We start from the raw sequence: 22,467 nt of genomic DNA on the forward strand, positions 1-22,467 counted from the left end.
TGTTGACGAGCACTCCATGTTCGTGGATTGTTGGTCAACACGAGTATCGAGATACCCCTCCAGAGGACCCCCACCTGCAAGACTGGGAACCGAGGGGGGCTGACCAACGGAGGCTTGATGCAGCTCCTCGAAAAGCTTCGGAAAATCCCCGGATTCGAAGTCCTCATCGCGATCATCTACTTGCGGATCTCGACCGACCGGGAAGAGCAGTTCAGCCTCACGGAACAGCTCATGGTCACCACAGAGTTCTGCGACAAGTGGGGCATTGGCGTATACGCCGTTATCGAAGACCGGGGCGAATCCGGTGGCACCTTCGAGAAACGCAAGATGGCCACCGTCTTCAACCACGTACGGCAGGGCGACGCCAATATCGTCCTGACTGCCGACCGCAGCCGGTTTGGTCGAGGTGGGATCACCCTCAACCAGGCTTGGGAAAAGCAACTCAACGAGGTCGGCGGCTATCTCATCGCCGCGAAAAACCCTACCGACATCACCACTTCGGAGGGACGCACTCAGCGCGACACCGACGACTTCGTTGCACATATTCAGCGCAACCACATCGGCGACCACTGGATTCGGACGCACGCGCGCCGCCGCAAAGAAGGTAAGCCTCATACGGGGGCGCCTCGTATGGGCTACATGATCTGCCCAGAGTGCACCCTGACCGAAGAGACTCTCTCGAACGGGAAGATAAGGCGCCGGGTCACCAAGCAGTGCGGCGAGTGCAATGGGCTCCATCAGATCGACAAGTTCCGAGCAGATGCCCTCGCGGAATTCATGGAACGCTGGACTGACGGAAACGAGCCCGCCCGTCGTCTGGTCATCGAGATGCGGAAGCGGGGTGTCACCTCTGTTCGCAACAACCCGATGACTGAAGCCCAGTGGTTTGCCGCGCTGGATACGGGTTTCGGCGCAGGGTGGCTTCGCAGGCGAACGATCCCGGCAACAGGGCGTGGACTGACGCGCAAGTACACCAGCAATCGTCCCGACACCTACGACGTCTGGGAGCTGGGTAAGCACAAGCCCTGCATCACCAAGCCGGGACTCTGGGAACGCTATAAGGCCAAGCGGGGAACGCCGGCAGAAGAGGCGGCCTTCTCCTCTAAGGTTAAGCACCCGTTCAGCCCGTTTCTGCGCTGCGGTCGGCCGAAAGATCCCGAGCGCGTACCGGTGACAACTCCCGGAGAGCTGTGCCGGAGTCGTATGACGGCAGGCAAGTCGAGAACAGGTCCCAAGGGCGCGAAGACCTATGTCGGCACGTACGGTTGCCGGGCAGTTCGAGAGAAGCTGTGTAGCGGGATCACCATCAGTCGGCATCTGGCAGACAAGTGCGTGTTGGACTGGTTGTCAGAGCAAGCCTCGGATGAGGAAAAAGGACGCGAGGCTGTCGCGAAGGCGGCGGTGAAGAAGGCGGAAGTCGAGAAGAAGAAATCCGCACTTCAGGAGCTTGAGACGAAGATCGCGGTTCTGGAGCGCAAGCTTTCCAGGCTTACGGACTTGCAGCTTGACGAAGAGGCTGCCCTGCACCCGACGGCCTTCCGCATCAAACAGGCCGAGATCACCGCAGAACTCGATCCCCTCACCGCGATGCGGGATCAAATGAAAAAGAAGGCTTCAGCTCGGGTATCGAAGCCGCCGTCGCCCGCTGAGTTCCGCAGCCTGGCTGATACGTGGCCGCTGATGAACGACGACGAGAAGCGCATGTGCCTCGAACCGCTGGTCGACCACATGCTAGTGGTCAAGCAGCCCGGGAAGAAGAACAATCGCTTGGTGATTGTCCCGCACTGGGAAGTTCCTGCGGAAGAGGAATCTTCTCAAGACGACCATCTAGCCGCATGCGGCTGAGGATGGTCCCGTAGGCGCCCCAGAACCGATCCATGCACTGATCGCGGTGCGCGGCCTGGTCCGGGGTAAGCCCAGCGCCCGGGGAGCGGTCATTCGTCGACATGGCAATGACCTTCCCCGGGTGCTGGCGTTTTGTCAGCGGCCATTGGGGTGAATGAATTACAGTTAGAAAATACCAAGAGAGCGAGGTTCGGTGGCCAGGCATACCGTTCGGCTGCGGGGCGAGGGCCGGTTCCAGTGCACGGGCTGTCGGGCCGCTTTTGCCTCCAAGGAGCGGGCGGGGCAGGCGGAGTTCGAGTGCCCGGAGGTCCCTCTACCCCACGGATTCAGGCGGGAGCACATCGTGTATCCCACCTGGGGGCGCGACCGATCCTGCGAGGACTGGAATTGCGATGAGCCGGACCCGACACATCTGCACGGGCCCGAGCCATATTGCGATGACACGGGTTGCCCCTGTATGACGCACACCTGCGACTGCGATGTGTGCGAAGGCAGGGTTCAAGCCCCGGGACTGAACGTCCTGCGGGATAATCACGAGGGCGACGAAGCCGAGAAGCTGAGTCGTCGAGACAAGGTGGGGTGAAAGGACGACATGAGTTACGTCGTGGCGAAGTTGAAGCTGGAGGCCGGCGGAGACGACCTGGTGGTCACCGACGAGATCAAGGTGGCCACCAAGGTCGAGGACGCGGTCAACCGGATCGGTGGCTGGAACGGTGACGTCTTCGCGGTGTGGGACGTCGATGGCCGGCCGAACCCGGCCGAGGCCGAAGGCATCGCACAGAGCCAGCTCCCGGAGTCCCTGTGGGTCATCGCGGGGGAGATGCCGTTCCAGATCGAGGACCGGTACATCGAGACGGTACGGCAGGACAGCCGTGGCTGAGCCAGCCCGACAGCCGTCCGAGGCACCTGGAGAGGCCACGGCGGAGGTGAATCTCCGATGATGGGGTTCTACGTCGACAAGCGGGCGCCGGGGATCGCCGTCGTGTGGGAGGGCGGCACAGGATTCCAGCTCCGCAGGTTCCGTGCCGATCCGGACTACGGGGAGGTCACCATCCTCGGCGGGGCGGCGACGGACGAGAACTTGAACATGCGGCGCAAGGCCACGCCCGACAACGTCCAGGCGCACATCGGCGCTATCTTCGACCGGCTGGAAAAGGAAGAGATCACGCTCAAAGAACCGGCCGAATAAGCGCCATCTCATCCACGAAGCCCCTCGTCTCCTTCGGGAGCCGGGGGGCTTCTGTCATGTCCAGACACATTTCGAGGAGGAGTCGATGGATGACTCGCGGATAACGCCTTCGCTGCTCGGGTTCGTCACGTGCGTACCGAATGAGCGGATGGAGACCGACGAGTTCTGGGAGCGCGTGGGGCACGCCCTGGTTGGGCTGGTGCCGCTGCGCATCTGGGAGCTGCGGGACGCGAGCGAGCTGGAGATCGGCGTGTTGGCGAAGGAGTGCTCGGCGCTGATCGCGTCCGGGGCGGACGCCTTCATGTTCCAGAAGCAGCAGCAGAAGCCGACTGGGGTCCTGGCGGCCCTGGCGACGGCGTTCGCGGTCCTGGCACGAGTCGAGGGCGGGATCACGCACCTGGGCGTGCACGCGTGCTTGGAGCCGCATGCGGGGTGCCCGAGGGAGTAGGCCGACGCCGTAGGTCGGTCAGCCCCCGCTTCGGTCCGGAGCGGGGGCTTCGTCATGTCTGGAGGTCTCGTGTCTTTCCTCTTCTCGGTTCTGGAGTTGATCTTCTACAGCCCCTGGACGGCGGTGGCCACCTTGGGCGTCCTTGTTGTGGGGGGCTTTTCCCTTGTACTGCTGGCGGACTCTGACTGGCGGCCGAAGCTGCCGACGATGCCGAAGCCGAGGATGCCGAAGCTGAGGAGGCGGAGGAAGCCGAAGAGACGGCACCGGAAGAGGTGAAAAATCCCGTACTGGCGGTGGCGGATGGTAGACAGGCGCTGTGAAGGAGAGGCGTATGGACAACCGACTGGAGACTCGTCTGGCGGCCGTGATCGCGACGGTGTCGGCCCTGGAATCGGGTCTCAAAGACCCCGAACTCCTCAGCGTGGGTGTGGCGATCCGCAAGACGGCGGAGAAGCTGGGGGTCAACGACACTACGACGCGGGCGGACGTCTTGATGCTGCTGGCGGAGGGGCGGCTTGTGCAGGTCTCACATGTCGGCCGGCGCCTGCTCTTCCCGTGGCCGGCGCAGGATGAGGAGGCGCCGACGCCGTGGGTGAACGGCGCGGTTAAGCGTGGCTGGTACGAGATCACCGATCACCGGCAGCCCGGCCCGGCGATGGCGAAGGTCCGATTCCTCTTCACGCCGGAGCGTCTGGCAGCCGTGATGAAGCGCCTTCGCGAGGCAGACGCCTCCGAGAAGGCCGAGGTGCAGGAGCGCGAGCAACGCCGCCGTGAGGCGTACGCGGCGGAGAGTGCGGCGAGGGACGCGGAAGAGAAGGCGGCCTTCAGGGAGCATTACCCGGTCTTGGCCGACTTGCTGGAGCGGCTCCACGCACAGGTGCACGTGCCGGGGCGCTCGGCGATGGGAGTGCGGGTGGACGTGCAGGAGAACCGAAGCCTCGGTGCGTTGGGACGGGTGTCCATCGAGGTGACCGACGAGAGGTTCGGCGCCTTGGAGGCGATCTTGCGGGACGGCCTGGGTGAGCGGGGCGAGGAGCTGCCGTAGGAGCGGGTTCCGGTCGGGAAGTACGCGGAAGGGGTTACTCCCTTGGCGTGGGTTACTCGACGATCTCGGCGTCCATGATGCCCATCTGGCCGAGGGCGTCTTCGGCTGACACTGTTCCGGCGGGGGACAGCGCGGGGGGCCCGTCGCTCTTTGGCCCGAAGAGTCGGCTGATCAAGCCGACCTCCGCGTTGTCCTTGCTCTGCATCTTCATCGAGAAGGTGAATCCGGCCTCTTCGATGTCGGACTTGAGCTTGACGAATCTCGCGAGGCGATCCATCTCCTGGGAGAGATTTGGGTCGGCGTACCCGCCTTCTACCTCCTCTGACATGCGCATAGAGAAGACGCGCATGGCCTGCATGCTGATCATGCTGTCAAGGAGCGCGATGTACTGCTCCTTGGTGCGGACGCGGACGGGCAGCTCGTACGCGCAGGATTCCCCGGGCTGGTACTCGGGGCACTTTTGGGCCAGGAAGCACCCGTCACAGACGCGGACGCCGGGGTCGACGGCGTTGATGCGGTGCTCGGTGCGGGTGCGGCGTTCACCCGTGTCGGGGTCGGTGTAGCGGTGAAGGAACTCCTCGGTCTCGATGCCGGGTAGCAGTTTCCTCACTCGTTTGGCAGACGGCTCAGTTACCCCCTCGTGCCCGGCCTTCTCGGGCGTCGCCGTAACTGTGGGGGCACTGCTTTCCGCGTTGTCTGGTGTGGGGGGTAGGGGCGTTGTAGTTACTGTCTTGCCATGGCGCTGCGAGATGTGGTCGATCTGATGGCGCCACGACCACAGGGACAGCCGGAGGTTCTCGCTCGCGTCGTCGTTGTCGATGAGGTCTGCGTCGAAGCCGGCGCCGGTGATGAGGGTGCGGTGGCGCTTGCGTGCCTGCCCCTTGTATCTGGCGGGGTACCGCTTCATCTCGTTGCCGGTCCAGACGAACGTCTCGCCGTGTTGGGCGGCGCTCAGCCAGGTGGTGGAGGAGACGGAGTACCAGTCGGCGGAGAGCATGAGTGGCGGGGATGAGAACCCCATCCCGTGGAGCTTGATCTGGCGGGAGAGGCTGCGGAGTACGGGGATGATGTCCCGGTCGCCGCAGGTGCCCTGACCGACGGCGATGTAGGGGTATTGGTCGGCCATGCGCTTGAGGGCGTCGAGGCCCCATTCCTCGTGCCAGACGACGATGGACTTTTCGGGGTCGAGGTGCTGCCGGCGGGCCTCGATCCAGTCGCGGCCCATGGGCAGTGCGTCGAACTCCGTGTACGCCTGGACGCGGTCCAGGTTCTGTTCGGCGAACTCGTCGTAGTGGTCGGCTATCTCCTGGATCTCCTCGGGGGTGACCTCGACGCCGGCCCGGTTGAGCGTGTGACAGCCACTGTCCAGGAAGACGGACTGCTCGGGGGAGTAGTGCTCAGCGATCGACCAGGGCTTGGTGAACTTCACCCGGCGCCGCAACCCCATGTAGGACATGCCGACGTGGGGGACGCTTTCGGCCGCGCACAGGGTTCTGTGGGAGGGGATTTCTGTGCCGGCGAAGTAGAAGATCACGATGTCTCCGGGCGGGCTGCGTCGTAGAACTGCTGGCGGCGGAAGTGGTGGTTGTCCTCTGCGCAGATTCCGGCGACGTCCTGGGTGACTCGGTCGAGCGCATTCGCGGCCTCGGGATAGCACTCGTGTGCGTGGCGGAGGATCTCGGCCAAGGCGCGGTAGTGCTTGCGGGACATGCTCATGCGGCGCCTGCTTCGCGGGTGTCGATCAGGGTGACCACGGTGGCGCCGTTGTGGCCATGAATCTCCACGACGTCGTTGATGGAGTCGTAGACGGCGGTGGAGGCGATGTGCGTGTTCCAGCGCATGGCTACGGTGCCGTCGGGAAAGATCACGCCTCCCGCCACGGTCCCGGTGCCGGAAATTCCGGTGACGTCCTCGGCGCGGTCGAGGTGGAACCGCACGAGATCGGTGTCTCGGCGGTGGGCCGTGGTGGTGTGCTTGGCGCTCATGGCTGCTCCGTGCTGTGGGGGAAGAGGCGGAGATCGTGCTGGCGCTCGACGGCACCGGCGAGGTCGGTCCAGGGGCGGACTTCCTGGGGGCTGGGGGTGGGCTGCTGGGGCCCTTGGAAGGCGGGGGTGACGAGCGCGGTGTTCCAGCCGGCCGAGGTCTCGGCTGTGGCGCAGGCGGGGTCGGACTCGATGACGAGGGCGCCGATGCGCCAAGCGCGGACGCGCTGGAGTACTTCGAGGCGGCCGGCCGGTCCGGGCTCGGGGGCGTGGAGGTAGGACTGGTGGCCGGTCAGGTGCCGCTTGGTGAGCCACAGAGCGATGTCTTGCTCGGTCCACGTGTGGGAGAGCAGGTGCAGGCGCGAGTTCTTGACGAGGGCCTGGTACAGGCCCCATCCGGTGTCGTAGTGGCCTTCGGTGCCGGGTATGCGGAGGACGCCTTCGACGACCAGCACGGCTGTCAGCACGTTGATCAGCTCCGTATGCCTGATAAGTGCAGAAAGCGTATTAATGCTGGATTTTGGAACGGTAATGATTGGCACCCGCGACTGCGGCGTTAGGGTGCGAGCAGAAGGGGGAGAAGCCGGTGACGATTGAGGAGTTGCTTCTTGCGGAGATGCGGGCGCAGGTCTCCAGGACGCCGAAGACGGGCCGCAGGGCCGCGTGGGCTTTCGGGTCGCTCGCGGATCTTCTGCTGGAGCACGGCAGGCTCTTCACGCCGGCGTCCTTGCCGGCGTCGGTGCATCGGCTCAGCCCGAGGCAGTGCTACGCGAACGCATTCGCCCTGGCGACCGTCCGGCCCGAGTTGGTCTACGCCGAGGGGTACGCGGTGTGCGACTACGACGGAGATCTGATCCATTACCAGCACGCCTGGTGCGTTGCCGAGGACGGGACTGTCGTAGATCCGACATGGCTGACGCCGGGCGACGCCTACCTGGGTCTGCCTATCGGCCCTCGGGTCGGAGCCCCACGGTTCGGACCGGGGCTGATCCACGAAATGAGCCAGCTCGCACCGGTGTTGGAGTTCGGCTTGTCCGATGACGCCCTGGTGGCCGTCGGCCGTCCGGCAGTATCCCTGAGCGGTTGAGCAGGGTGGCCATGCTGACATCCCCCGTCGGTAACCCTCGCGGATCTACCCTGGCCCGGAATGACGCATAGCAGTGAAGGAGCACATTGTGGCTAGTCCCGAGGAAATGCAGGCCCCTGAAGAGCAACGGCAGGGGCCGGTGATCCGCCGACGCGAGCAGGTGCAGCCGGGCACCACTGATCAGCGCCTGCTGGACAGCCACGGCCCCACCGACTGGGTGCACAGCGATCCGTGGCGGGTGCTGCGTATCCAGTCGGAGTTCGTCGAGGGCTTCGGCGCGCTGGCAGAACTCGGTCCCGCTATCAGCGTCTTCGGCTCCGCCCGGACGCCGCGCGACTCCCGCGAGTACGAGGCCGGCGTGCGGATCGGCCACGCCTTGACCGAGGCGGGCTTCGCCGTCATCACCGGCGGCGGCCCCGGCGCGATGGAGGCCGCCAACAAGGGCGCCCTCGAAGCGGGCGGCGTCTCCGTCGGCCTCGGCATCGAGCTGCCCTTCGAGCAGGGCCTCAACCAGTACGTGTCCCTGGGGCTCAATTTCCGCTATTTCTTTGTAAGAAAAATGATGTTCGTTAAGTACGGCCAAGGGTTTGTTGTGCTGCCGGGGGGACTGGGAACCCTTGACGAACTCTTCGAGGCGCTGACCCTTGTTCAGACGAAGAAGGTCACGCGCTTCCCGATCGTGCTCTTCGGCACCGAGTACTGGGGTGGCCTGGTCGACTGGCTCAGGAACACGCTGGTTGCACAAGGAAAGGCGTCTGAGAAAGACCTCATGCTCTTCCACGTTACGGACGACGTGGAAGAGGCCGTTGCCCTGGTCTCGAAGGAAGTCGGCCAGCACGGCTCCATCACAGCTTGAGGCTGTCGGCGAGGGACCTGGTCTGTGCGGCCTGCTGCATCTGTGCCGTCATCGCCATGAGCTGGTGCGCGGTGATGGCGGCCTGCTTGGACGCCTCGATGTCCGAGACGACCTCGGAGCAGCCGAACTTCATCTCGATGACAGAGGTGGGGTGTTCGGCTGTGACGGACTTCGAGAGGTCGCTGATGGCCTCCCACTCTCCGTTTTCGTGCTGGACGACCATGAATGCGGTGCGGACATTGAGGCTTCCGCCGAAGTTCGAGGACTCTACTGTGTCGAGCGGCATGAGGTTGTTCTCCTAGTCGATGTCATGTGCGTAGAGGTCTTCTTTTTCCTCGCGTGCTGCCTTCCGGCGAGCGCGGTCGCGAGTACGGATGCAGGTGATGCACTCGCGTCGGCCGGAGTGCCAGCGGGTGTTTTCATCCGTGTATTCGTGACCCTTGGGACAGTGGGTCTTGCGCGCGTTCTTCGCGGAGAAGGACTCTCCCCGGGCCACGTTTTCCGTGGCCGGCACGGGCTCCAGGTGTTCAGGGTTGCAGCAGGAGCGAATGCGGCAGCGGTGGTCGACGTGCCAACCCGGGGGAACCGTCTTCTGGTTGGCCAGTTCCCAAGCGATGATGTGGGTGCCCTTGACGTGACCGGTGGGCAGCCGGAACTTGCCGTATCCGTAGTCGTCGCGGGCTCCCTGCCATATGTGGCAGTCGTCGAATTCGGTGCCAGGGTCGACCTTGTCGAAGAAGCGCCTCTCCCAGCCGCCTTTTGGGGCGAGGTGGTTGCCGGCGGTCATTCGTAGAGCCCGAGCTTTGCGCGCATCTTCTGCTCGTTGACGCTGCGGATGGGGCAGTAGTCGCAGAGATACCTCTGTCCCGCAGGGTTCGCCTTGTTCCACTTGGGCAGACCTTCGGCCCTGCGGTCGGCAGCGGTCGGCGGGATGAGGATCTTCTTGTCCGAGTGGAAATCGGAGCAGGTCTCCGGCCGGCCCCGGCCGCGCCAGCACTGCATGGCGTCCGCCTTGAGGGTGTCCACGGCCTGATAGACCCACGGTTCCAGCCCGGTGGCGCCCTCTTCCTGCCAGACGCGCTTGAGGATTTCTTCGCGAGCGGCGCTGTCGGAATGCCAACGGTCCTCGTCTACGCCTTCGATCGGGTAGAGCCGGCCGAGGTGTCGCTCACCGTTGGGATACTGGTGCTTCGCGACGGCGTATTCGAGGACCATGTCTCCGCGCGGATCACCTTCGTAGTGCGGGAGCACTTCGGTGGAGTGGCAGTCCTTGCAAAGAAGCAGGCGGATCTTCGTCATGCGTTGACGCTAATACCACCCATTTTTCTGCCAGAAATTCCAGGCTCCGCACGGAGTTCCGTAGTTGTTCTCCATGTAGGAGAGCCCCCACTTGATCTGGGTACGGGGATTGGTGCGCCAGTCGGAGCCGGCGGAGGCCATTTTTGATCCCGGGAGGGCCTGCATGAGGCCGTACGCACCCGAGCTGGGATTGGTGGCGAAGAGGTTCCAGCCGCTCTCGTGGTCGACCACGTTGTCCAGGCAGGTGTACTGCGAGGAGGACAACTGGGCGCGGGCGAAGTTCTTGGCGCCGGCCACGGTCGGGGCCTGGCCGGAGAGGGACACTCGGGCAGCCGAGCGGGACGAGCGCGAGGCGGTGCGCTGTTCGACGGCTTGGCGCTCTGCGGCGGCGTCGGCGGCGGCCTGGCGCTCCGCTGCGGCTTGTGCCCGACGCTGGGCGGCGACGCGGCGTTCTGCGGCTTCGGCTGCGGCCCGGCGCCGTGCTGCGGCTTCGGCCTGGACGCGGCGGTAGTTGGCGGCTTGCGCGGAAGCCTGCTGCTGGAGGGCGCTGACGGCCTCCAGGTGGCTGCTGGCCGGAACGAGGTCGAGGGGAATCATCGACGGCGTGAGCACGGCGGGCGGAGGCGGGCTCTGGGGTGGCTTGGCGTCGGCTGGCTGGACCAGGTAGAGGGTCGTCAGCAGGACGGCGGCTGCGGCGGAGATCAGGCGGCACGTGTGCCAGGAGATGTTCGGGAGCTTGGAGAACTTCGGGCGGGACACCGGGTGTCCTTTCTACGACGACAGGACCCCGGCCATCCCGTGGGCGTTCCGGCGTCTGTCACCGTAGGGCCTCAAAAAATGAGGCGGGTAGCCGCTAAACGGGCGGCTGACCGTACGGAGTGTTGGGAGTCACGGCGGCGGTTGCCGGCACGACGGCGTCCTTCGTGGAGTAGGACGGAGGGCGGGCCAGGCCGAGGAACCAGCCGAACTTGGGGTTCACGCGCGCTTCCAGGAGCCGGAAGAGCCCGTAGTAGACGGTGATGAATCCGGCCATCAGCGCAGTGGCGAGGGCCTGCTGATTGATGGTGATGTATACGTGCGCGAGCGCCGTTGCCGCGAACCCCACGAGGGTGGGGATGACGGTGCGCCACAGCGACACGAGCCAGTCGTACACGGTCATGTCTAGGCTGCTTTCTTTTCCAGCGCCGCGAGGCGCTTTTCGTAGTCGAGTGCCTTCTTCTCAAGAGCAGCCACCCGGGACTCGATGGTGGGCGTCGGGGTGGTGGGCGGGGTGGTCCCCGGGCTCCAATTCGAGGCGTGCTTGAGACGCTCGGCGACACGAGCGCGCATGGAGACCATCGTGAAACCCTTGGGGTCGGACTTCCAATCGCTCCATTCCAGGTGCCCGATTACCGACTTGTCGCCCCACCCGTGGGCGCGACAAATGGCTGCCGATACCCGGGTGATGGCTTCGAGTTGCGCAGCCGGCCAGGGGTCCTTTCCGTCGCCGAGATTTTCGCACTCGAAACCGTAAAAACGGGCGTTGCCGTCTACGGCGCCGGCACTGCCTTCGTGCTGGTGAGTGGCGGGGGGTGTGCTGGTGTAGCTTTCAGCGATGACGGCGTTCAGCACATTTGCATCTCCGCCGCCCGCATGGTTCGCCCGTCCGTATCCGACGAGATAGACGGTGCCGTTCTTGGCAATCATTCCGTGGCACAGCGGGCCGGGCAGCTCCGAGTCGCCGTCCTTGACGTACTGGACCGTGTTGGTTGTGCCTTGGGTGACGGTGTGGTGGATGACCACACCATGGACGGGTCCCCATGCGCCCTTGGCGTTGCGGTTGTGGGTCGCCCAGGAGCCGACTTCGACGACGGTGACTCCCTCGGCGCGCAGGGCCGAGATGAACGATGCGGAAGTGAGCGGGGTGGCCATTTACTTCACCTCCGGCCAGGCCCAGTGGCCCGGGTCGGTGCCCTGGGTGCGCGAGGTTGCCCAGTAGTGGTCGTTGCCGTCGAGCGCGACCTGGAGGTTGACCGCGTCGGAGGGCTCGAAGATTCGGACGACCTGAGCCGGACAGACCTGTCCTTCGGCGGCAGGATTGCCGTGATGGACGATGACGCCCGTGCGCTCGGCGCCGGGGTTGGCGTCCTGGGCGTCCTTGCGCCTGCGGTTGATGTCGCTGGCGTCCTGGTCGGAGAGTCGGTAGAGGACTATCCGGCCGAGAGTGGGAGTTGGCACTGTCTCGGCCTCCTTACGAAGCGGGGGTGGTGCCCGTGACGGACGGGCTGGACTTGGCGCCCTCGCCGACGCTGTTCACGGCGGCCACGGTGATCGAGTACGCAGTGGAGGGCGTGTAGCCGGTGAGGGTGGTGGAGTTGGTGCCGGCCGGGACCGTGGCCTTGAGCGTCGAGCCGTCATAGACCCGGTGAGCGGTGACGGCCGGCTGGGCACCGGTCGGCGGAGTCCAGGCAACGTCCATGCCGGTGGCGGTCACGTTGGTCACGCCGACGGACGTGGGGGCACCGGGCACGGCGTTGGTCTTGCCCGTGATCGCGGTGGACTTCACCGACTCGCCGACGGAGTTCGTGGCGGTCACGGTGATGGAGTAGCTCTGGCCGGCGGTGTAACCGGTGACGGTGCCGCTGGCGTTGGGCGCGTTGACGTCGCCCTTGTTGGTGCTGCCCTGGTAGAGCGTGTACTTGGTGACCGGCGGGTCCATCGTGATCGCGTTCCACTGGACGGGGACGCTGGTCGTGGAGGGGCTGCCGCTGAGTGCGAGGCCGGTGGGGGCAGCAGGCGCGGCGGGGGTGGGAACGGTGCCGGTCAGTGCGGTGGAGGCCGGCCCCACACCGAGGCTGTTGCCGGCGACGACGGTGAAGCTGTACGCCTGGCCGGCCTTGTAGGACAGCGTGATGTGCGGCGCGGTGCCGAGCGGGGCGTCGACCGTGGCGACCTTGCGGACGCCGTCGTAGACCGCGTAGTACGTCGGGCTGCCGTTGGTGGGTCCGATGGATGGTGCGGCGAGGGTGAGCTTGACCTGGCCGCCGACGACCGGGGACTCCGTGAGGGTCGGCGTCCCTGCCTTGCCGGGGACAGCCGTGGCCGGAGGAATCTGGCTGCGCAACACGATGGAGAACGGCCCCGTGGAGGTGCCGTTGGCATCGGTGCGGACGGCGCGGACCTTGAGGGCCAGGAGTTGGTCAGGCACGGTGAAGTTCGGAGTGGTGTACGTGACGGTCTGCGCGCTGCCACTGGGCTGGTTGATCTCGCCGAGCTTGACGTCGCCGAGTTCGAGGCCGATGCGGGCGGGGTCCATGGGGACGTCCGTCTCGCGAGAGGGGTTGGTGTAGACCTCGTACTTGGTGACGTTGAGCTGCTTCTGCCAGCGCAGGGAGATGGGGCCGCCGCCGCTGGAGGTGATGACCGGCAGAGGTCCCGCGAACTGAAGGTCGTTGACCGGTCCGGGCGGCAGGGTGTTGTGCTGCTGGTCGTAGCCGACGGCCGGCGTGGTGATGGTCAGCGGGTCGCTCGCCGCGCCGTAGACGTCGTCGTGGTTGTAGGCCGCGACGGTGACGGTGTAGGAGGTCTCCGGCTGGATACGGACCCACTGCGGGTGGACGGGGTCGGTCCGGTCCCAGTAGCCGGTGATCAGGGCGTCGGTGTCGCCTCCGGGCACTGTGACGTCGCCCTCGCCGACGATGGTGACGCGGTGGCCGGCAATGTAGATGTGGTCCAGCCCCCGGCTGCCGAGGCTGTAGCCGCCCTGATCGGGCAGCGGCGGCAGCGGCGGCATCTTGGAGTGCGCCGCGATTTCACCGATGTTCGAGTGCCAGTAGAGCTGGACTTCGTGGGGCTGGACGCGGCCGGCGCCGGTGGGCTGGCCGTCGGCGGTCTTGTACCAGGTGGGCTTCGGGGGAACGACGCTGTCGCCGTAATCGACGGGCCGTTCCGCGACACGCTCTTCGGCGGTCAGGGGCTCCTCGACGAGGCCGACCGCTGACCCCGGCTCTGCCGTCAGCGCCGTATTCGTCTCAAGGTGCCACTTCTCATTCGCCATCAGCAGGGCCTTTCTCGGCAGTTGGTTCAATCTCCGCGTCGTGGTCCGGTCGACGCGGGACCGGCGGAGGATCTTCGGGGATGTACCTGGCGATCAGCCGGAAAATGACGAGCCCGATGGCGCTGACCAGAATGGACACCATCTGAGCCGCCACGTCGCTCATGTTCATGGCCGCTCCCGCATGTGGCGCAGCCACGCCGAAAAGGCCGCGAGGGAAACACCGGCGAAAGCAGCCACATTGGCGAACTGCATCCAGAGATTGGCCGGGGAGTTGATCAGCGAAATCGACGCGAACGCGAGCAGATAAGCGCCCAGGTATCCCATGAGGCGAAGACTCGACGTCTTCAGCGAATAGACCGTCGAGACCACCCCGAGGGCGACGCCGAAGGTGGTGTACACCAGCGCGATGCAGTAAGCGACGCTGTCATTCGACGCGTCCACGACAGAGAAGGGCGTGGACCCGAGAGCCTTCTGAAGGGCGGCGGCTGCCGTGAAGACGCTCAGCCCCGCGCCGAGGATCTTCTTGGTCACCGCTGGCGGGTAGAGGTACCCGCTGCACTCTCGCTTCACGTCACATCCCGAGGTCGAGGTGGGGTGCCGGGGTCGGCACAAAGTTCGGAGTGGAGACCGGCCGGCCGTCGGGGAGGTGCTTCACCGGGGCCTCGTGGATGCCGTGCCATCGGTCGTCCAGGTCGCGGCGGACGGCGTACGTGGCCGCCTCGACGACGCCGCCACGATCGGTGACGACCTTCTTGTAGGCGCCGTCAGTGAGACCCTCTTCGAGGTCTCCGGAAAGGGAACGCGGCATCGCGTAGCTCACTTCGGACCACCCGCCTTCTTCTTCGCGATCGTCTTCATCAGGAACCGCGCCTTTTCCTTGCAGCGCAGCCAGATGCTGTAGAGGTTCGGCAGGCGCATCAGCCGTCACCGAGCTTTCGGACAGCGGGAGCCGCGCGCTTCTTGGACGATCCGGAGGCGATGCCGGCGCCCATCGGGCGGCCCACGGAAACCCCGGCAGCGAACTCGGACGTGGTCGAGGGGGCCTTTGGGGCGTAAGCGCCCTTGGTGCGCTGGTCCTGGAGATTCGACTTGCCGTGGGTTACTCCAGTGACGTTGTCGCCCCGGCCGGTCCGGCGGCGGTCAGTGGTACGGGTTGCCTTGGGCATTTCAGATCACTCCCAGAGCGGGGTACGAGGTCGCGGAATACCCGGACTGGCGCTGGCTGTAGTCGACGCGACTGCCCGGGTAGACCTCGTCCAGTCGGGCGATATCGGAAATTCCGAGAATGTGCTGCCGATACCCGAACCTCGGAGGAGTTCGACCAATGTTCGGGATGGGCGGCTTGATGCGTCGCACGGCATCCGGGGGCATGTCGGTCCACTCGCGCAGGTAGTTGGTGACCTGCTGCTCCTGGAGTGACGACCAGGGGCGGTGCGCGTACATGGAATCCTGGGAGAGCACCGCCATCACCTCCAGGCCGGCTTGAAACGCATGAGCTGCGCGCGACGCTGCTCGTTGACAGCCGTGAAAGGCGGAGTGATTTCCTGGGTGTACACCCGCTGAGCAGTGGCGAATCGAGCCTCCGTGGAGACGAGAGTCTCCGACTTGCCGTCATTTACGAGCGGCGAGCCGATGAAGCTGCCTCGCTGTGTCCACCGCTCGCCGCGCGCCTGGGCTTCGAGAGCTGCCGTCGGATTGACGTCGTCGGTCCAGTAGTAATCCACCGGGTCTACGCGCTCCCCCTTGTGCACGCCGCGCTGGTAGCTGCGCTGAGTGGCCCGGTTCCCGATGGAATTGAGAAGCCGGTCCTGGCGGCGGGTTCCGGCGCCGATCGTCCCGAGATACCCATCCGGGTATTCGGCACTGGGGACATGCCCGGTCTCCATCAGCCGGCGGGCGTCGAGAATGTCTCGGGCGCCGGTCATGAGGAATCCGCCCGAGCCTCCGGTGTACGTCACCGCGCCGCTGACCGGTGCCTGGTACGGCGGGTTGTACGAGAGGTTGGCGTTGGCGCCTGCACGCTGGGGGTAGCTCATGCCTTGTTCCACCCCCGACTGGTCTTGAAGAGGGGATTGCCGGAGCGGGCCGGGTCGGTCGCGGCACGATTCACCGAGGTGACGGCGCGAGCGCCCAGCCCGACGGCCAGGCCGCCCATACGCCCTGCTCGTCCCACCCATGCCGGCGCCTGGGGCCGTACGGGGGGTGTGCTGGCTGGCACGGGGCCCGGCTGTGCAGGGGCCGGTGCCAGGGGCGCGGGACGGCTGTACGTGGAGGACCGGTTGGGGTCGGGTGCCGGACCGAAGCGCTGGCCGGCTGCCTGGTAGGCGGAACGGTTGATCGTCACGGCGGGCCGGTCGGGAGCGGGCGCCGCAGAGGGCGCGGCGGCCGGGGCCGGCCAGTGAGTGGGAGCAGGGCCTGCGGCCGAGGGGGAAGCGGGGCCGCTCGGGGTCGGACCGAGCATGCTGATCTCCGGCTGCGTCCAGGTCGGGCTGGAGGAGGCAGCCGGTGCCGGGTCGGAGGGAGGCGGCGGGGGTGTGACGCGCTGGCTGGCCATGGACCGTGTGCTCATGCCGGGGAGGGCGTGCTGAGCGGTGTGGAACTGCTGGCCGTTGAAGTTGGCGAGTCCCATGAGGTCACCTCCCGGTTGATGCGGCGCCGTGTGCGAATTCCTGGAGCGTCGGGCCCCGTTCGAGCCCGGCGTTGAAACCGAATGAGGAGTCGGCCTGCTGGTCCATGTCGGAGCGGCTCGGGGCGACGGCCAGGGAGCCGGTGGTCGCGGAGCCGGTCAAGGGCAGGGAGGCGGTGCGAGGGCTGCTGGGGGAAGTGACGCCAGTGCTCATGAACGGGCCCACCCCATGTCGTCTGCGGGGCCGGGAGCCGAGGCCGGCCCGGAGTTTCCGCCGCCGCCCTGCATGGCGTGAGCCGCCGACGAGCCGAACTGCATGGCGGACAGCACCCGGCTGCCGCTGCCGGCCGACCTGGTCCCGGCGCTGATTGCACCCGAGCGTGCAGCGGCGGTGACGGCGGTGCCAGCCGCTTCCCGGGCCCCGACGGACAGGGCGGCGCGGCCGAGCATGCCGGCGAGGAGAGGCCACATGGGTCAGCCCGCCTTGTAGCCGGTGGACCCGCCCGCGCGGAAGTTGTCCTGCTCGCCGAACGCGCTGCGGACCTTGCGGGAGCTGGTGGTCGCGCAGCACGGGCAGCCGGGGCCGTGGTAAGAGCGGGCGACGGAGACGACACCGGCCGGGCCGTAGGTCTCGGCGGCCGACGTGGTCCGCTGGCTGCGGTGGGCGGCGTCCTTCACGGTCGGGTCCTGGTCCTTGGACAGCCCGGAGCGCGAGCGGGAGATGCCGTTGGTGGGTCGGACCCAGGTCACGCGGTGGGAATCGTCGCCCATGGTCGGGAACTCACCGGTGCTCAGGGAGTTGACGGTGCTCGTCCTGCCCTTGTTGGGCGGGGTCCAGTGCTGGCTCATGTTCTCCTCCGCGTGGCGGTCGGGGCCCTGGAGATGCTGAACACGAGTGATGTATGAGTTAGTGACGACTGGGCCTGCTGTCGGGAGTTTAGGTCTGCGCAGTTTTCGGCGAATATTTCACGAGCCCATGACCCGGATCGCGATGCCGAGGATGTCGCCTTGAGGTGACTTGCTGCGGAAGAAGGAAATCTCCTCCGTCAGGCGAGTTCCGAACGAGCTTACGAAGGACTGAGCGATGGGGATTGCCTTGACCGACTGATTGACTGCGCCTGCACCAACGGGCTTCAGTACGACGACGTGGCCGGCGTTGATGGCATGGGCAATCGCAGATCCGAGTTCGGGCGCCGGAGTCGTCGACTTGACCCGGAACTCCTTCTCGGAGACCGCGTCCGATTGAGTCTGCACGATGAATACTCCCTGCATCTTTTGCTGATGCAGGGAGCGTAGGCGTCGGCAATTAATTCTCGTTATGCCGCCTTTTTGGTGGGCGGCTTCGGGTTACGGATCGCGTCGATAACGTCCTGCTGGAACTTCAGTTCCAGCGGCTTCTCTGTCTCCAGGTCGGCCGCAATGCGTGCCAGGGAGTAGGCGTCGGCGGCGTCGTGGCTGGAGGACTCGTGCTGCCAGCGCATGTAGACGGCCAGCATCATTTTGTCCTTGTCCGCCCGGCCCGAGCCCGTGACGTACTTCTTCACCGTGGTCGGGGCCACGGCGTGGAGCAGGTGCGGAGGGAAAACCTGCACGAGGGCCAGGCGCATGACGCCGCCCAGTTCTCCCAGCTCCTCGCGGCGGAACTTGCTGCCGTAGGCGTAGCCCTCGAAGCAGACCTGGCTCACGGTGCCCTGCTGGCGCAGGTTCACGAAGAGCTGGCGCAGAGTGTGGTGGACGTAGGCCAAGCGCTGCGGACCGACGCCGGCCTTGGACGGGGAGAAGTCGTAGACGTGCTCAGTGGCGGTCTTGGTGGCCGGGGTGAAGGCCACGATCGCGCAGCCGGAGTAGGACTGGTCGATGCCGATGTAGGAGCGGGGCATCAGACCCCCCAGCGGGAGGCGCGGGACTCTGTGTCGCGGCTGTTCTGCCGGCGGCTGAGATCACGAGAGCAGAACTGGGCACGGGCCTCGGAGTTGGCGTGCACCATGTCCAGCGCCTCGCACAAGCTCAGCGCGGCGACGTGCTTCTCCTCGTCAGCCTGCACCTGGGAATCGGCAGCAGCAGCGGCCTTGCGGCCGGCCACCGTCTTCTCCATCGACGCGTTCAGGGACGCGGTGGCGATGGAGTGGTTCAGGTTCTGCTTCGCGGCCTTCTCGTTGGCGCGGGCCTCGACCAGACGCATCGCCGCGTACGCGGTCCAGGAGACGAAGGTGCCGTAGAGGACCATCAGGTCTTGGTCGGTGAGTTCGGTGATGTCGCGGGGTAGTCCTGGCAGGTAACCGTCGGGCCGTTCTTCCTTTTCGAAGCCCAGTTTTTCGAGTTCGTCCCAGAGGCGATCTGCGGCAGTGCTCACTTCTGCTCCTTGAATTCGATGCACGAGGGGCAGCCCGAACGTCCATTGATGTTGCAGCGGGGCGCGGTGTCGGATTTCACGCAGTCGACGATCGCGGCGGCGGCTTCGATGAGTGGCTCCGAGAACCCCTCGTCGTAGGTGACGGTGAAGCTCTTCGTCTCCTGCGTCGACTTGAAGTCATAGAAGAAGACCGTTCGATCCACTTCGAGATCTTCAAAGTGCACGCAGAGATACATGTAGAGCTGTGTTTGACGCACGGCCGAAGGAAGTGGCCGGCGAAAGTCCCGCCACAGGCGCGTGAGGTCGGGTAGCTTGCCGAACTCCTCCGTCTCGACCATGTAGCGCTCAAGGAACTCAGGGCGTTCGTACCGCAGAGAACCGAGGCCGAGCGTCTTGATTTCGATGAGTGCGCTGTCCTGCGGGCTGTATCCGTCCGCCTTTCCGCCTATGCGGAGCGGGTCGGCGTTGAGGGGAACTTCGGCGTACTCGACACAGCGGCGGGATGCGGAGCAGACCCGGCAGCAGGTCGGGGTCTGGTCGTCCCAGAAGATCTGGTCGCAGGCCCGGCAGTGCCAGTCGCCGGCCAGGCGGCCCATCTCGGTGAACCAGCGCTGCCATTTCGAGTGGGTCTCGTGCCCTTCCTGGAAGATGTTCTCCCGAGTGAAGGTCGTCCTCCGCTTCTCCGCAGGCTCGGCTTGACGGCGCAGTCGGTGGAACGCCGCGAGGTGGCACCAGTCGGCCTTCACCATCTCGCTGGGGTGAAGGACGTCCTGACGCCGGCCGGAAGGCCGCATCGCCTTCTCCAGCACGTGCTTCTGCACGTCGCCGTAGAGCGGTTCTGCGGACTTGGTGGCGTTCAGGTACTCGGTAAGGGCCGGACCCCCCTTTACGACGCGGCTGGCCACTGACTCTCCTCATTGGTCGGGGGTTCGGTGTTTCCAGGGGGATGCCAGATCCAGCGTTCCGGCATCCCGGGGTAGCGCATTCGCATTTCCAGCCGGTCCCGCGCGGTCATTCCGCCCCAGACGCCGAAGTTCTCCTTGTTGAACATGGCTGTTCGCAGGCATTCGGTACGGCGAGGGCAGACCCGGTCGTCATAGGTGCCGTTGCATACGTCGAGTGCGAGGGTTTCGTCCTCGAAGAAGACATCGCGGTTGCGCGTGGGAATGAAGCTGTTGTCGCGGCATTTGGCCTCGCCCCGGTGGTGGATTCCGGACCAGTCGGGTGCGTTGACGAGAGCGCGAATTCCCATCACGTGTCCTCCTCGCGTTCGATGAGGCGAAGAAATGTTTCTTTGGAGAGAACGACCCACGTCCGGCCCTGCATGTCGACGGCGAAGGCCATGTCCCGCAGGTCGAGGAGGGCGTTTCTCTCGGCGTTGATCAGGTCTTTGTGGGTGAGGGAGAACCGCGCGGCGGAGGTGGTCTTGCACTCGATAGACCACGCCTGGTTCCTCACGTCGTTCTTGACAGCCCAGCCGTTTCCGGACCCGGCCGTCGTGGTGCCGCCGATCTCTCTGGCGAGACGTTTCTCCTGGTCGCGGGAGGCTTTGATACGCCGGTCCATCAGTCCTCGCCCAAGCGGATCGCATCCAAGACGTCAGCGCTCAACTGCTCCTGAAGATCGACGTCTTCCCGCATGGCGGCGGTCATCTTCTTGTCCCCGTGCCACTGATATTCGCGGTACTTGTACCAGGAGCCGTCGAGGCTGATGAGACCGAGAAGGATGCCCTGCGTGACGAGCTGGGATGCCAGATCGTATTCGCCGGCCAGGAAACCGGCTGAACTGTTGGCGAAGTAGAAGCGCAGGGAGGCGACTTGTTGAGGAGCCGCTGACTTCGACTTGAGAGTCTTGAGCTTGATGACCTGGCCGACTCGTACGGACCCACCGGTGCGTTTCTCGTCAATCCATTCGGTTCGACTGACCTCGACCCTCGTGTAATAGGCGTAGTTCTTGGCCTTGCCACCTGGGGAGGTCTTGGGTGTGGCGCCCGCCGGTGCCCATCCGCCGATCTGGTCCCGAAATTGGTTCACGATCAGGGCGAGCAACGGGCGCTCCTGCTCGACGAGCGAGCGGCGCGTGGCCTGGCCGACCTTGCGGAAGAACTTCCCGGTGACCCGGGCCCCGCTTGCCATCGTGGCCTGGTCCATGTCCTTCTCGGACTCGTCGTCGGCTACCAGGGCCGGGTAGCTGTCGAGCACGATCGCATCCACTGCGCGGGACTCTGCCGCACGGATCATCTCCGTATAGGCGTCCTCCATGGCGTTCGTCTCGAACACGATGACGCGGTCCACGTCCACGCCGAGCTTGGCTGCCCATTCGTGGTCGTAGCCTTCGGCCGCCACCCAGAACGTCGTGAAGTCGCGGTCCTGTTGCTGATTGGCTGCGATGGTCTTGTGCACGACGGTGGTCTTGCCCGAGGATTCGGCGCCGAGGATCTCATTCCACTGATTACCGGGCCACCCTCCCCCGAGCATCACGTCGAGGGAGAGCGATCCAGAGGTGAAACGGGGGACGGCAGGCATCCGCGATGCGAGAACTACCGATCCTGCGCCGTACTTTCTGTTGATCCGCGCCATGAGGGCCCGGGTCTCATCACTGAGCGGCATTCCCAAACCGTATGGAACGAAAAAAATACCGCACAGAGCCATATGGGTGAGCTATTTTCAGTTGTTTTAGCACCAGCTCGGATCGTCGTCAGTGCCCAGGCACACGTGCGTCCAGGCCGGCTCAGCGTCATTCGGGCCGATGCTCATGGCTGGTGTCGGTCGAGGTGATCGTGCGGGTGAGGTGTCGATGTCTTGCGCCGTGAGGACGAGAAACCCTCCGGCGGAGATGAGTGCGACGGCGGTGGCGATCACGAAGGCGCGCAGCATGAGGTCTCCCTGTATGAATGGATTCCGAGTGGAAGAACGTGCCGTCAGAGGCGGCCGATGATGGTCTGCGGGTTGTAGCCGGCGCCCTTGGCCTGATGAAGCGAGACCTTCTGAGGGGCCGAGGAGTTGTTGGCGATGGCGACGCCCTGGGTGCTGTTCTGGACGGGCCAGCCGCAGTCGAAGCACTGCGCCATTGCGTTGGGGGTGGGGCGCCAGTAGTGCTCACCCGTGCACGAGGGGCAGCGCTCGGCCTGCTGAGCGGACTGGGCGCGGTCGGTCTGGTATGCCCGCTGGAGTTGCTCGGGGGACGCCTGCGGCGCGGCCGGCGGGGTCTCGGGGCGGGTGTACGTGGGGTGCGCCCACCACGGGGTCCCGGAAGCGGTGAGGCCGGCCTGCGGGCGGGGGGAGGGCTGGCCGCCTTGGGCCTCGCGGAACTTGTTCAGCCAGAAGTCGCTCATGCCTTGTCTCCGATTTCCAGGATTCCCTTTTGCAGAAGGTGCGAAATCACGGCGGTGCATGCGGTGCGGGTGACGAAATGGAACATCGTCTGGGAGCGCTCGTCGCCGTCCTCCTCGTGCTCGCCCATTCGCGTCAGTCGGTAAAGAAGGTTGGCCGCGACGTCTGCGTGCGAGAGGGCGTCGGCGGCAACGGGAATGAAGTCCGCGATCCGGGCGTGGGACTGGTAGTGCTCGATCTCGTCCACGTCGGGCCCGGCCGGGACGAGCCCGAGAAGACGGCACACCTCGGCGTAGTCACTGCATGCGACTACGTCTCGGAGCATTCCCCGGAAGATGGCAGGTGCTTCGGCTTCGATATCGGGCATGG

The 22,467-nt window shown here is 65.5% G+C and carries 40 protein-coding genes; 8 read left to right on the top strand and 32 right to left on the bottom strand.

Features of this window, described 5'->3' with window-relative positions; genetic code table 11:
* The first annotated feature begins 117 nt into the window (after positions 1–117).
* The 6 genes from RLT57_RS20615 (at position 118) to RLT57_RS20640 (ending at position 4,527) form a co-directional block, all read left to right on the top strand.
* The gene (locus RLT57_RS20615; RefSeq protein ID WP_311298748.1) at positions 118–1,845 is read left to right on the top strand and encodes a recombinase family protein; all 1,728 of its coding nucleotides are present in this window, start codon (positions 118–120) and stop codon (positions 1,843–1,845) included.
* Positions 1,846–2,437: 592 nt separating this feature from the next.
* Positions 2,438–2,725: a hypothetical protein gene (locus RLT57_RS20620; protein WP_311298749.1), complete on the top strand. Its 288-nt coding sequence runs from the start codon at positions 2,438–2,440 to the stop codon at positions 2,723–2,725.
* Positions 2,726–2,782: 57 nt separating this feature from the next.
* Complete coding sequence (locus RLT57_RS20625; RefSeq protein WP_311298750.1) at positions 2,783–3,034, top strand: hypothetical protein; 252 nt, start codon at positions 2,783–2,785, stop codon at positions 3,032–3,034.
* A gap of 85 nt (positions 3,035–3,119) precedes the next feature.
* On the top strand, positions 3,120–3,482 hold the full coding sequence (locus tag RLT57_RS20630; RefSeq protein ID WP_311298751.1) for a hypothetical protein: 363 nt from the start codon (positions 3,120–3,122) through the stop codon (positions 3,480–3,482).
* Between the two features lie 69 nt (positions 3,483–3,551).
* Positions 3,552–3,758, top strand: a complete 207-nt coding sequence (locus tag RLT57_RS20635; protein ID WP_311298752.1) for a hypothetical protein — start codon at positions 3,552–3,554, stop codon at positions 3,756–3,758.
* 55 nt (positions 3,759–3,813) lie between these two features.
* Complete coding sequence (locus tag RLT57_RS20640) at positions 3,814–4,527, top strand: hypothetical protein (protein WP_311298753.1); 714 nt, start codon at positions 3,814–3,816, stop codon at positions 4,525–4,527.
* A 52-nt stretch (positions 4,528–4,579) separates the two neighbouring features.
* On the opposite strand, the gene RLT57_RS20645 is transcribed toward RLT57_RS20640, so the two are convergent.
* From RLT57_RS20645 to RLT57_RS20660, 4 genes are read right to left on the bottom strand one after another with little or no spacing between them, the layout of a single operon-like run.
* Positions 4,580–6,061 (bottom strand): hypothetical protein, encoded by a 1,482-nt coding sequence (locus RLT57_RS20645; protein WP_311298754.1) that lies wholly within the window; start codon positions 6,059–6,061, stop codon positions 4,580–4,582.
* The gene (locus RLT57_RS20650; RefSeq protein WP_311298755.1) at positions 6,058–6,243 is read right to left on the bottom strand and encodes a hypothetical protein; all 186 of its coding nucleotides are present in this window, start codon (positions 6,241–6,243) and stop codon (positions 6,058–6,060) included. Before RLT57_RS20650 ends, RLT57_RS20645 begins: the two co-directional genes overlap by 4 nt.
* The gene (locus RLT57_RS20655; RefSeq protein ID WP_311298756.1) at positions 6,240–6,512 is read right to left on the bottom strand and encodes a hypothetical protein; all 273 of its coding nucleotides are present in this window, start codon (positions 6,510–6,512) and stop codon (positions 6,240–6,242) included. Before RLT57_RS20655 ends, RLT57_RS20650 begins: the two co-directional genes overlap by 4 nt.
* Entirely contained in the window at positions 6,509–6,976 is a 468-nt protein-coding gene (locus RLT57_RS20660; RefSeq protein ID WP_311298757.1) for a hypothetical protein, read from the bottom strand. Before RLT57_RS20660 ends, RLT57_RS20655 begins: the two co-directional genes overlap by 4 nt.
* Positions 6,977–7,095: 119 nt before the next feature.
* On the opposite strand from RLT57_RS20660, the gene RLT57_RS20665 reads away from it, so the two are divergent.
* Positions 7,096–7,596, top strand: coding sequence for a hypothetical protein (locus RLT57_RS20665; RefSeq protein WP_311298758.1), 501 nt, complete (start codon positions 7,096–7,098; stop codon positions 7,594–7,596).
* Positions 7,597–7,702: 106 nt separating this feature from the next.
* A complete protein-coding gene (locus RLT57_RS20670) occupies positions 7,703–8,452 on the top strand; it encodes a TIGR00730 family Rossman fold protein (protein WP_311300787.1) in 750 nt (249 codons plus the stop codon).
* On the opposite strand, the gene RLT57_RS20675 is transcribed toward RLT57_RS20670, so the two are convergent.
* From RLT57_RS20675 to RLT57_RS20810, 28 genes are all read right to left on the bottom strand, one after another.
* A complete protein-coding gene (locus RLT57_RS20675) occupies positions 8,442–8,738 on the bottom strand; it encodes a hypothetical protein (RefSeq protein ID WP_311298759.1) in 297 nt (98 codons plus the stop codon). The genes RLT57_RS20670 and RLT57_RS20675 overlap by 11 nt on opposite strands.
* Positions 8,739–8,750: 12 nt before the next feature.
* Entirely contained in the window at positions 8,751–9,239 is a 489-nt protein-coding gene (locus RLT57_RS20680) for an HNH endonuclease signature motif containing protein (protein WP_311298760.1), read from the bottom strand.
* Positions 9,236–9,751, bottom strand: a complete 516-nt coding sequence (locus tag RLT57_RS20685; RefSeq protein ID WP_311298761.1) for a hypothetical protein — start codon at positions 9,749–9,751, stop codon at positions 9,236–9,238. Before RLT57_RS20685 ends, RLT57_RS20680 begins: the two co-directional genes overlap by 4 nt.
* 9 nt (positions 9,752–9,760) lie before the next feature.
* Positions 9,761–10,510: a transglycosylase SLT domain-containing protein gene (locus RLT57_RS20690; RefSeq protein ID WP_311298762.1), complete on the bottom strand. Its 750-nt coding sequence runs from the start codon at positions 10,508–10,510 to the stop codon at positions 9,761–9,763.
* A 94-nt stretch (positions 10,511–10,604) separates the two neighbouring features.
* Complete coding sequence (locus tag RLT57_RS20695) at positions 10,605–10,910, bottom strand: hypothetical protein (protein WP_311298763.1); 306 nt, start codon at positions 10,908–10,910, stop codon at positions 10,605–10,607.
* Positions 10,911–10,912: 2 nt separating this feature from the next.
* Positions 10,913–11,662, bottom strand: coding sequence for a peptidoglycan recognition protein family protein (locus RLT57_RS20700; RefSeq protein ID WP_399129045.1), 750 nt, complete (start codon positions 11,660–11,662; stop codon positions 10,913–10,915).
* Entirely contained in the window at positions 11,663–11,968 is a 306-nt protein-coding gene (locus RLT57_RS20705; protein ID WP_311298764.1) for a hypothetical protein, read from the bottom strand.
* Positions 11,969–11,981: 13 nt separating this feature from the next.
* Positions 11,982–13,787, bottom strand: a complete 1,806-nt coding sequence (locus RLT57_RS20710; protein ID WP_311298765.1) for a fibronectin type III domain-containing protein — start codon at positions 13,785–13,787, stop codon at positions 11,982–11,984.
* Entirely contained in the window at positions 13,777–13,956 is a 180-nt protein-coding gene (locus tag RLT57_RS20715) for a hypothetical protein (protein WP_311298766.1), read from the bottom strand. The genes RLT57_RS20710 and RLT57_RS20715 overlap by 11 nt, the downstream gene beginning before the upstream one ends.
* Positions 13,953–14,318 (bottom strand): hypothetical protein, encoded by a 366-nt coding sequence (locus RLT57_RS20720; RefSeq protein ID WP_311298767.1) that lies wholly within the window; start codon positions 14,316–14,318, stop codon positions 13,953–13,955. Before RLT57_RS20720 ends, RLT57_RS20715 begins: the two co-directional genes overlap by 4 nt.
* A gap of 40 nt (positions 14,319–14,358) precedes the next feature.
* Positions 14,359–14,595, bottom strand: a complete 237-nt coding sequence (locus tag RLT57_RS20725) for a hypothetical protein (RefSeq protein WP_311298768.1) — start codon at positions 14,593–14,595, stop codon at positions 14,359–14,361.
* 109 nt (positions 14,596–14,704) lie between these two features.
* The gene (locus RLT57_RS20730; RefSeq protein WP_311298769.1) at positions 14,705–14,953 is read right to left on the bottom strand and encodes a hypothetical protein; all 249 of its coding nucleotides are present in this window, start codon (positions 14,951–14,953) and stop codon (positions 14,705–14,707) included.
* 1 nt (position 14,954) lies between these two features.
* The gene (locus RLT57_RS20735; protein ID WP_311298770.1) at positions 14,955–15,248 is read right to left on the bottom strand and encodes a hypothetical protein; all 294 of its coding nucleotides are present in this window, start codon (positions 15,246–15,248) and stop codon (positions 14,955–14,957) included.
* A gap of 5 nt (positions 15,249–15,253) precedes the next feature.
* Entirely contained in the window at positions 15,254–15,823 is a 570-nt protein-coding gene (locus RLT57_RS20740; RefSeq protein ID WP_311298771.1) for a hypothetical protein, read from the bottom strand.
* Positions 15,820–16,416 (bottom strand): hypothetical protein, encoded by a 597-nt coding sequence (locus RLT57_RS20745; protein ID WP_311298772.1) that lies wholly within the window; start codon positions 16,414–16,416, stop codon positions 15,820–15,822. Before RLT57_RS20745 ends, RLT57_RS20740 begins: the two co-directional genes overlap by 4 nt.
* A gap of 4 nt (positions 16,417–16,420) precedes the next feature.
* On the bottom strand, positions 16,421–16,627 hold the full coding sequence (locus RLT57_RS20750; protein ID WP_311298773.1) for a hypothetical protein: 207 nt from the start codon (positions 16,625–16,627) through the stop codon (positions 16,421–16,423).
* On the bottom strand, positions 16,624–16,884 hold the full coding sequence (locus RLT57_RS20755; RefSeq protein ID WP_311298774.1) for a hypothetical protein: 261 nt from the start codon (positions 16,882–16,884) through the stop codon (positions 16,624–16,626). The genes RLT57_RS20750 and RLT57_RS20755 overlap by 4 nt, the downstream gene beginning before the upstream one ends.
* Before the next feature lie 3 nt (positions 16,885–16,887).
* Entirely contained in the window at positions 16,888–17,262 is a 375-nt protein-coding gene (locus tag RLT57_RS20760; protein WP_311298775.1) for a hypothetical protein, read from the bottom strand.
* Positions 17,263–17,379: 117 nt separating this feature from the next.
* Positions 17,380–17,667 carry a stage V sporulation protein S gene (locus tag RLT57_RS20765; protein ID WP_311298776.1) on the bottom strand — a complete coding sequence of 96 codons (288 nt, stop codon included), beginning with the start codon at positions 17,665–17,667 and terminating at the stop codon, positions 17,380–17,382.
* A gap of 62 nt (positions 17,668–17,729) precedes the next feature.
* Positions 17,730–18,293: a crossover junction endodeoxyribonuclease RuvC gene (locus RLT57_RS20770; protein WP_311298777.1), complete on the bottom strand. Its 564-nt coding sequence runs from the start codon at positions 18,291–18,293 to the stop codon at positions 17,730–17,732.
* Positions 18,293–18,766, bottom strand: coding sequence for a hypothetical protein (locus tag RLT57_RS20775; protein ID WP_311298778.1), 474 nt, complete (start codon positions 18,764–18,766; stop codon positions 18,293–18,295). Before RLT57_RS20775 ends, RLT57_RS20770 begins: the two co-directional genes overlap by 1 nt.
* Entirely contained in the window at positions 18,763–19,671 is a 909-nt protein-coding gene (locus RLT57_RS20780; RefSeq protein ID WP_311298779.1) for a hypothetical protein, read from the bottom strand. Before RLT57_RS20780 ends, RLT57_RS20775 begins: the two co-directional genes overlap by 4 nt.
* Positions 19,653–20,018 (bottom strand): WhiB family transcriptional regulator, encoded by a 366-nt coding sequence (locus RLT57_RS20785; protein WP_311300788.1) that lies wholly within the window; start codon positions 20,016–20,018, stop codon positions 19,653–19,655. The genes RLT57_RS20780 and RLT57_RS20785 overlap by 19 nt, the downstream gene beginning before the upstream one ends.
* The gene (locus tag RLT57_RS20790; RefSeq protein ID WP_311298780.1) at positions 20,018–20,332 is read right to left on the bottom strand and encodes a hypothetical protein; all 315 of its coding nucleotides are present in this window, start codon (positions 20,330–20,332) and stop codon (positions 20,018–20,020) included. Before RLT57_RS20790 ends, RLT57_RS20785 begins: the two co-directional genes overlap by 1 nt.
* A complete protein-coding gene (locus tag RLT57_RS20795; RefSeq protein WP_311298781.1) occupies positions 20,332–21,375 on the bottom strand; it encodes a hypothetical protein in 1,044 nt (347 codons plus the stop codon). Before RLT57_RS20795 ends, RLT57_RS20790 begins: the two co-directional genes overlap by 1 nt.
* A 66-nt stretch (positions 21,376–21,441) precedes the next feature.
* Positions 21,442–21,642, bottom strand: coding sequence for a hypothetical protein (locus RLT57_RS20800; RefSeq protein ID WP_311298782.1), 201 nt, complete (start codon positions 21,640–21,642; stop codon positions 21,442–21,444).
* Between the two features lie 44 nt (positions 21,643–21,686).
* Entirely contained in the window at positions 21,687–22,100 is a 414-nt protein-coding gene (locus tag RLT57_RS20805) for a hypothetical protein (RefSeq protein ID WP_311298783.1), read from the bottom strand.
* Entirely contained in the window at positions 22,097–22,465 is a 369-nt protein-coding gene (locus tag RLT57_RS20810) for a hypothetical protein (RefSeq protein WP_311298784.1), read from the bottom strand. Before RLT57_RS20810 ends, RLT57_RS20805 begins: the two co-directional genes overlap by 4 nt.
* Between the last annotated feature and the right edge of the window lie 2 nt (positions 22,466–22,467).

The organism is Streptomyces sp. ITFR-21, assembly GCF_031844685.1.
Taxonomy (GTDB): domain Bacteria; phylum Actinomycetota; class Actinomycetes; order Streptomycetales; family Streptomycetaceae; genus Actinacidiphila.

Coding starts and splice junctions, on each gene's coding strand:
- RLT57_RS20640 (WP_311298753.1), top strand. CDS start 3,814: ATGGACAACCGACTGGAGACTCGTCTGGCGGCCGTGATCGCGACGGTG.
- RLT57_RS20655 (WP_311298756.1), bottom strand. CDS start 6,512: ATGAGCGCCAAGCACACCACCACGGCCCACCGCCGAGACACCGATCTC.
- RLT57_RS20760 (WP_311298775.1), bottom strand. CDS start 17,262: ATGAGCCAGCACTGGACCCCGCCCAACAAGGGCAGGACGAGCACCGTC.
- RLT57_RS20620 (WP_311298749.1), top strand. CDS start 2,438: ATGAGTTACGTCGTGGCGAAGTTGAAGCTGGAGGCCGGCGGAGACGAC.
- RLT57_RS20670 (WP_311300787.1), top strand. CDS start 7,703: ATGCAGGCCCCTGAAGAGCAACGGCAGGGGCCGGTGATCCGCCGACGC.
- RLT57_RS20685 (WP_311298761.1), bottom strand. CDS start 9,751: ATGACGAAGATCCGCCTGCTTCTTTGCAAGGACTGCCACTCCACCGAA.
- RLT57_RS20770 (WP_311298777.1), bottom strand. CDS start 18,293: ATGCCCCGCTCCTACATCGGCATCGACCAGTCCTACTCCGGCTGCGCG.
- RLT57_RS20755 (WP_311298774.1), bottom strand. CDS start 16,884: ATGTGGCCTCTCCTCGCCGGCATGCTCGGCCGCGCCGCCCTGTCCGTC.
- RLT57_RS20745 (WP_311298772.1), bottom strand. CDS start 16,416: ATGGGACTCGCCAACTTCAACGGCCAGCAGTTCCACACCGCTCAGCAC.
- RLT57_RS20800 (WP_311298782.1), bottom strand. CDS start 21,642: ATGCTGCGCGCCTTCGTGATCGCCACCGCCGTCGCACTCATCTCCGCC.
- RLT57_RS20680 (WP_311298760.1), bottom strand. CDS start 9,239: ATGACCGCCGGCAACCACCTCGCCCCAAAAGGCGGCTGGGAGAGGCGC.
- RLT57_RS20695 (WP_311298763.1), bottom strand. CDS start 10,910: ATGACCGTGTACGACTGGCTCGTGTCGCTGTGGCGCACCGTCATCCCC.
- RLT57_RS20785 (WP_311300788.1), bottom strand. CDS start 20,018: ATGGGAATTCGCGCTCTCGTCAACGCACCCGACTGGTCCGGAATCCAC.
- RLT57_RS20630 (WP_311298751.1), top strand. CDS start 3,120: ATGGATGACTCGCGGATAACGCCTTCGCTGCTCGGGTTCGTCACGTGC.
- RLT57_RS20725 (WP_311298768.1), bottom strand. CDS start 14,595: ATGCCGCGTTCCCTTTCCGGAGACCTCGAAGAGGGTCTCACTGACGGC.
- RLT57_RS20615 (WP_311298748.1), top strand. CDS start 118: ATGCAGCTCCTCGAAAAGCTTCGGAAAATCCCCGGATTCGAAGTCCTC.
- RLT57_RS20740 (WP_311298771.1), bottom strand. CDS start 15,823: ATGAGCTACCCCCAGCGTGCAGGCGCCAACGCCAACCTCTCGTACAAC.
- RLT57_RS20795 (WP_311298781.1), bottom strand. CDS start 21,375: ATGCCGCTCAGTGATGAGACCCGGGCCCTCATGGCGCGGATCAACAGA.
- RLT57_RS20675 (WP_311298759.1), bottom strand. CDS start 8,738: ATGCCGCTCGACACAGTAGAGTCCTCGAACTTCGGCGGAAGCCTCAAT.
- RLT57_RS20715 (WP_311298766.1), bottom strand. CDS start 13,956: ATGAACATGAGCGACGTGGCGGCTCAGATGGTGTCCATTCTGGTCAGC.
- RLT57_RS20625 (WP_311298750.1), top strand. CDS start 2,783: ATGATGGGGTTCTACGTCGACAAGCGGGCGCCGGGGATCGCCGTCGTG.
- RLT57_RS20700 (WP_399129045.1), bottom strand. CDS start 11,662: ATGGCCACCCCGCTCACTTCCGCATCGTTCATCTCGGCCCTGCGCGCC.
- RLT57_RS20730 (WP_311298769.1), bottom strand. CDS start 14,953: ATGCCCAAGGCAACCCGTACCACTGACCGCCGCCGGACCGGCCGGGGC.
- RLT57_RS20805 (WP_311298783.1), bottom strand. CDS start 22,100: ATGAGCGACTTCTGGCTGAACAAGTTCCGCGAGGCCCAAGGCGGCCAG.
- RLT57_RS20810 (WP_311298784.1), bottom strand. CDS start 22,465: ATGCCCGATATCGAAGCCGAAGCACCTGCCATCTTCCGGGGAATGCTC.
- RLT57_RS20750 (WP_311298773.1), bottom strand. CDS start 16,627: ATGAGCACTGGCGTCACTTCCCCCAGCAGCCCTCGCACCGCCTCCCTG.
- RLT57_RS20790 (WP_311298780.1), bottom strand. CDS start 20,332: ATGGACCGGCGTATCAAAGCCTCCCGCGACCAGGAGAAACGTCTCGCC.
- RLT57_RS20710 (WP_311298765.1), bottom strand. CDS start 13,787: ATGGCGAATGAGAAGTGGCACCTTGAGACGAATACGGCGCTGACGGCA.
- RLT57_RS20650 (WP_311298755.1), bottom strand. CDS start 6,243: ATGAGCATGTCCCGCAAGCACTACCGCGCCTTGGCCGAGATCCTCCGC.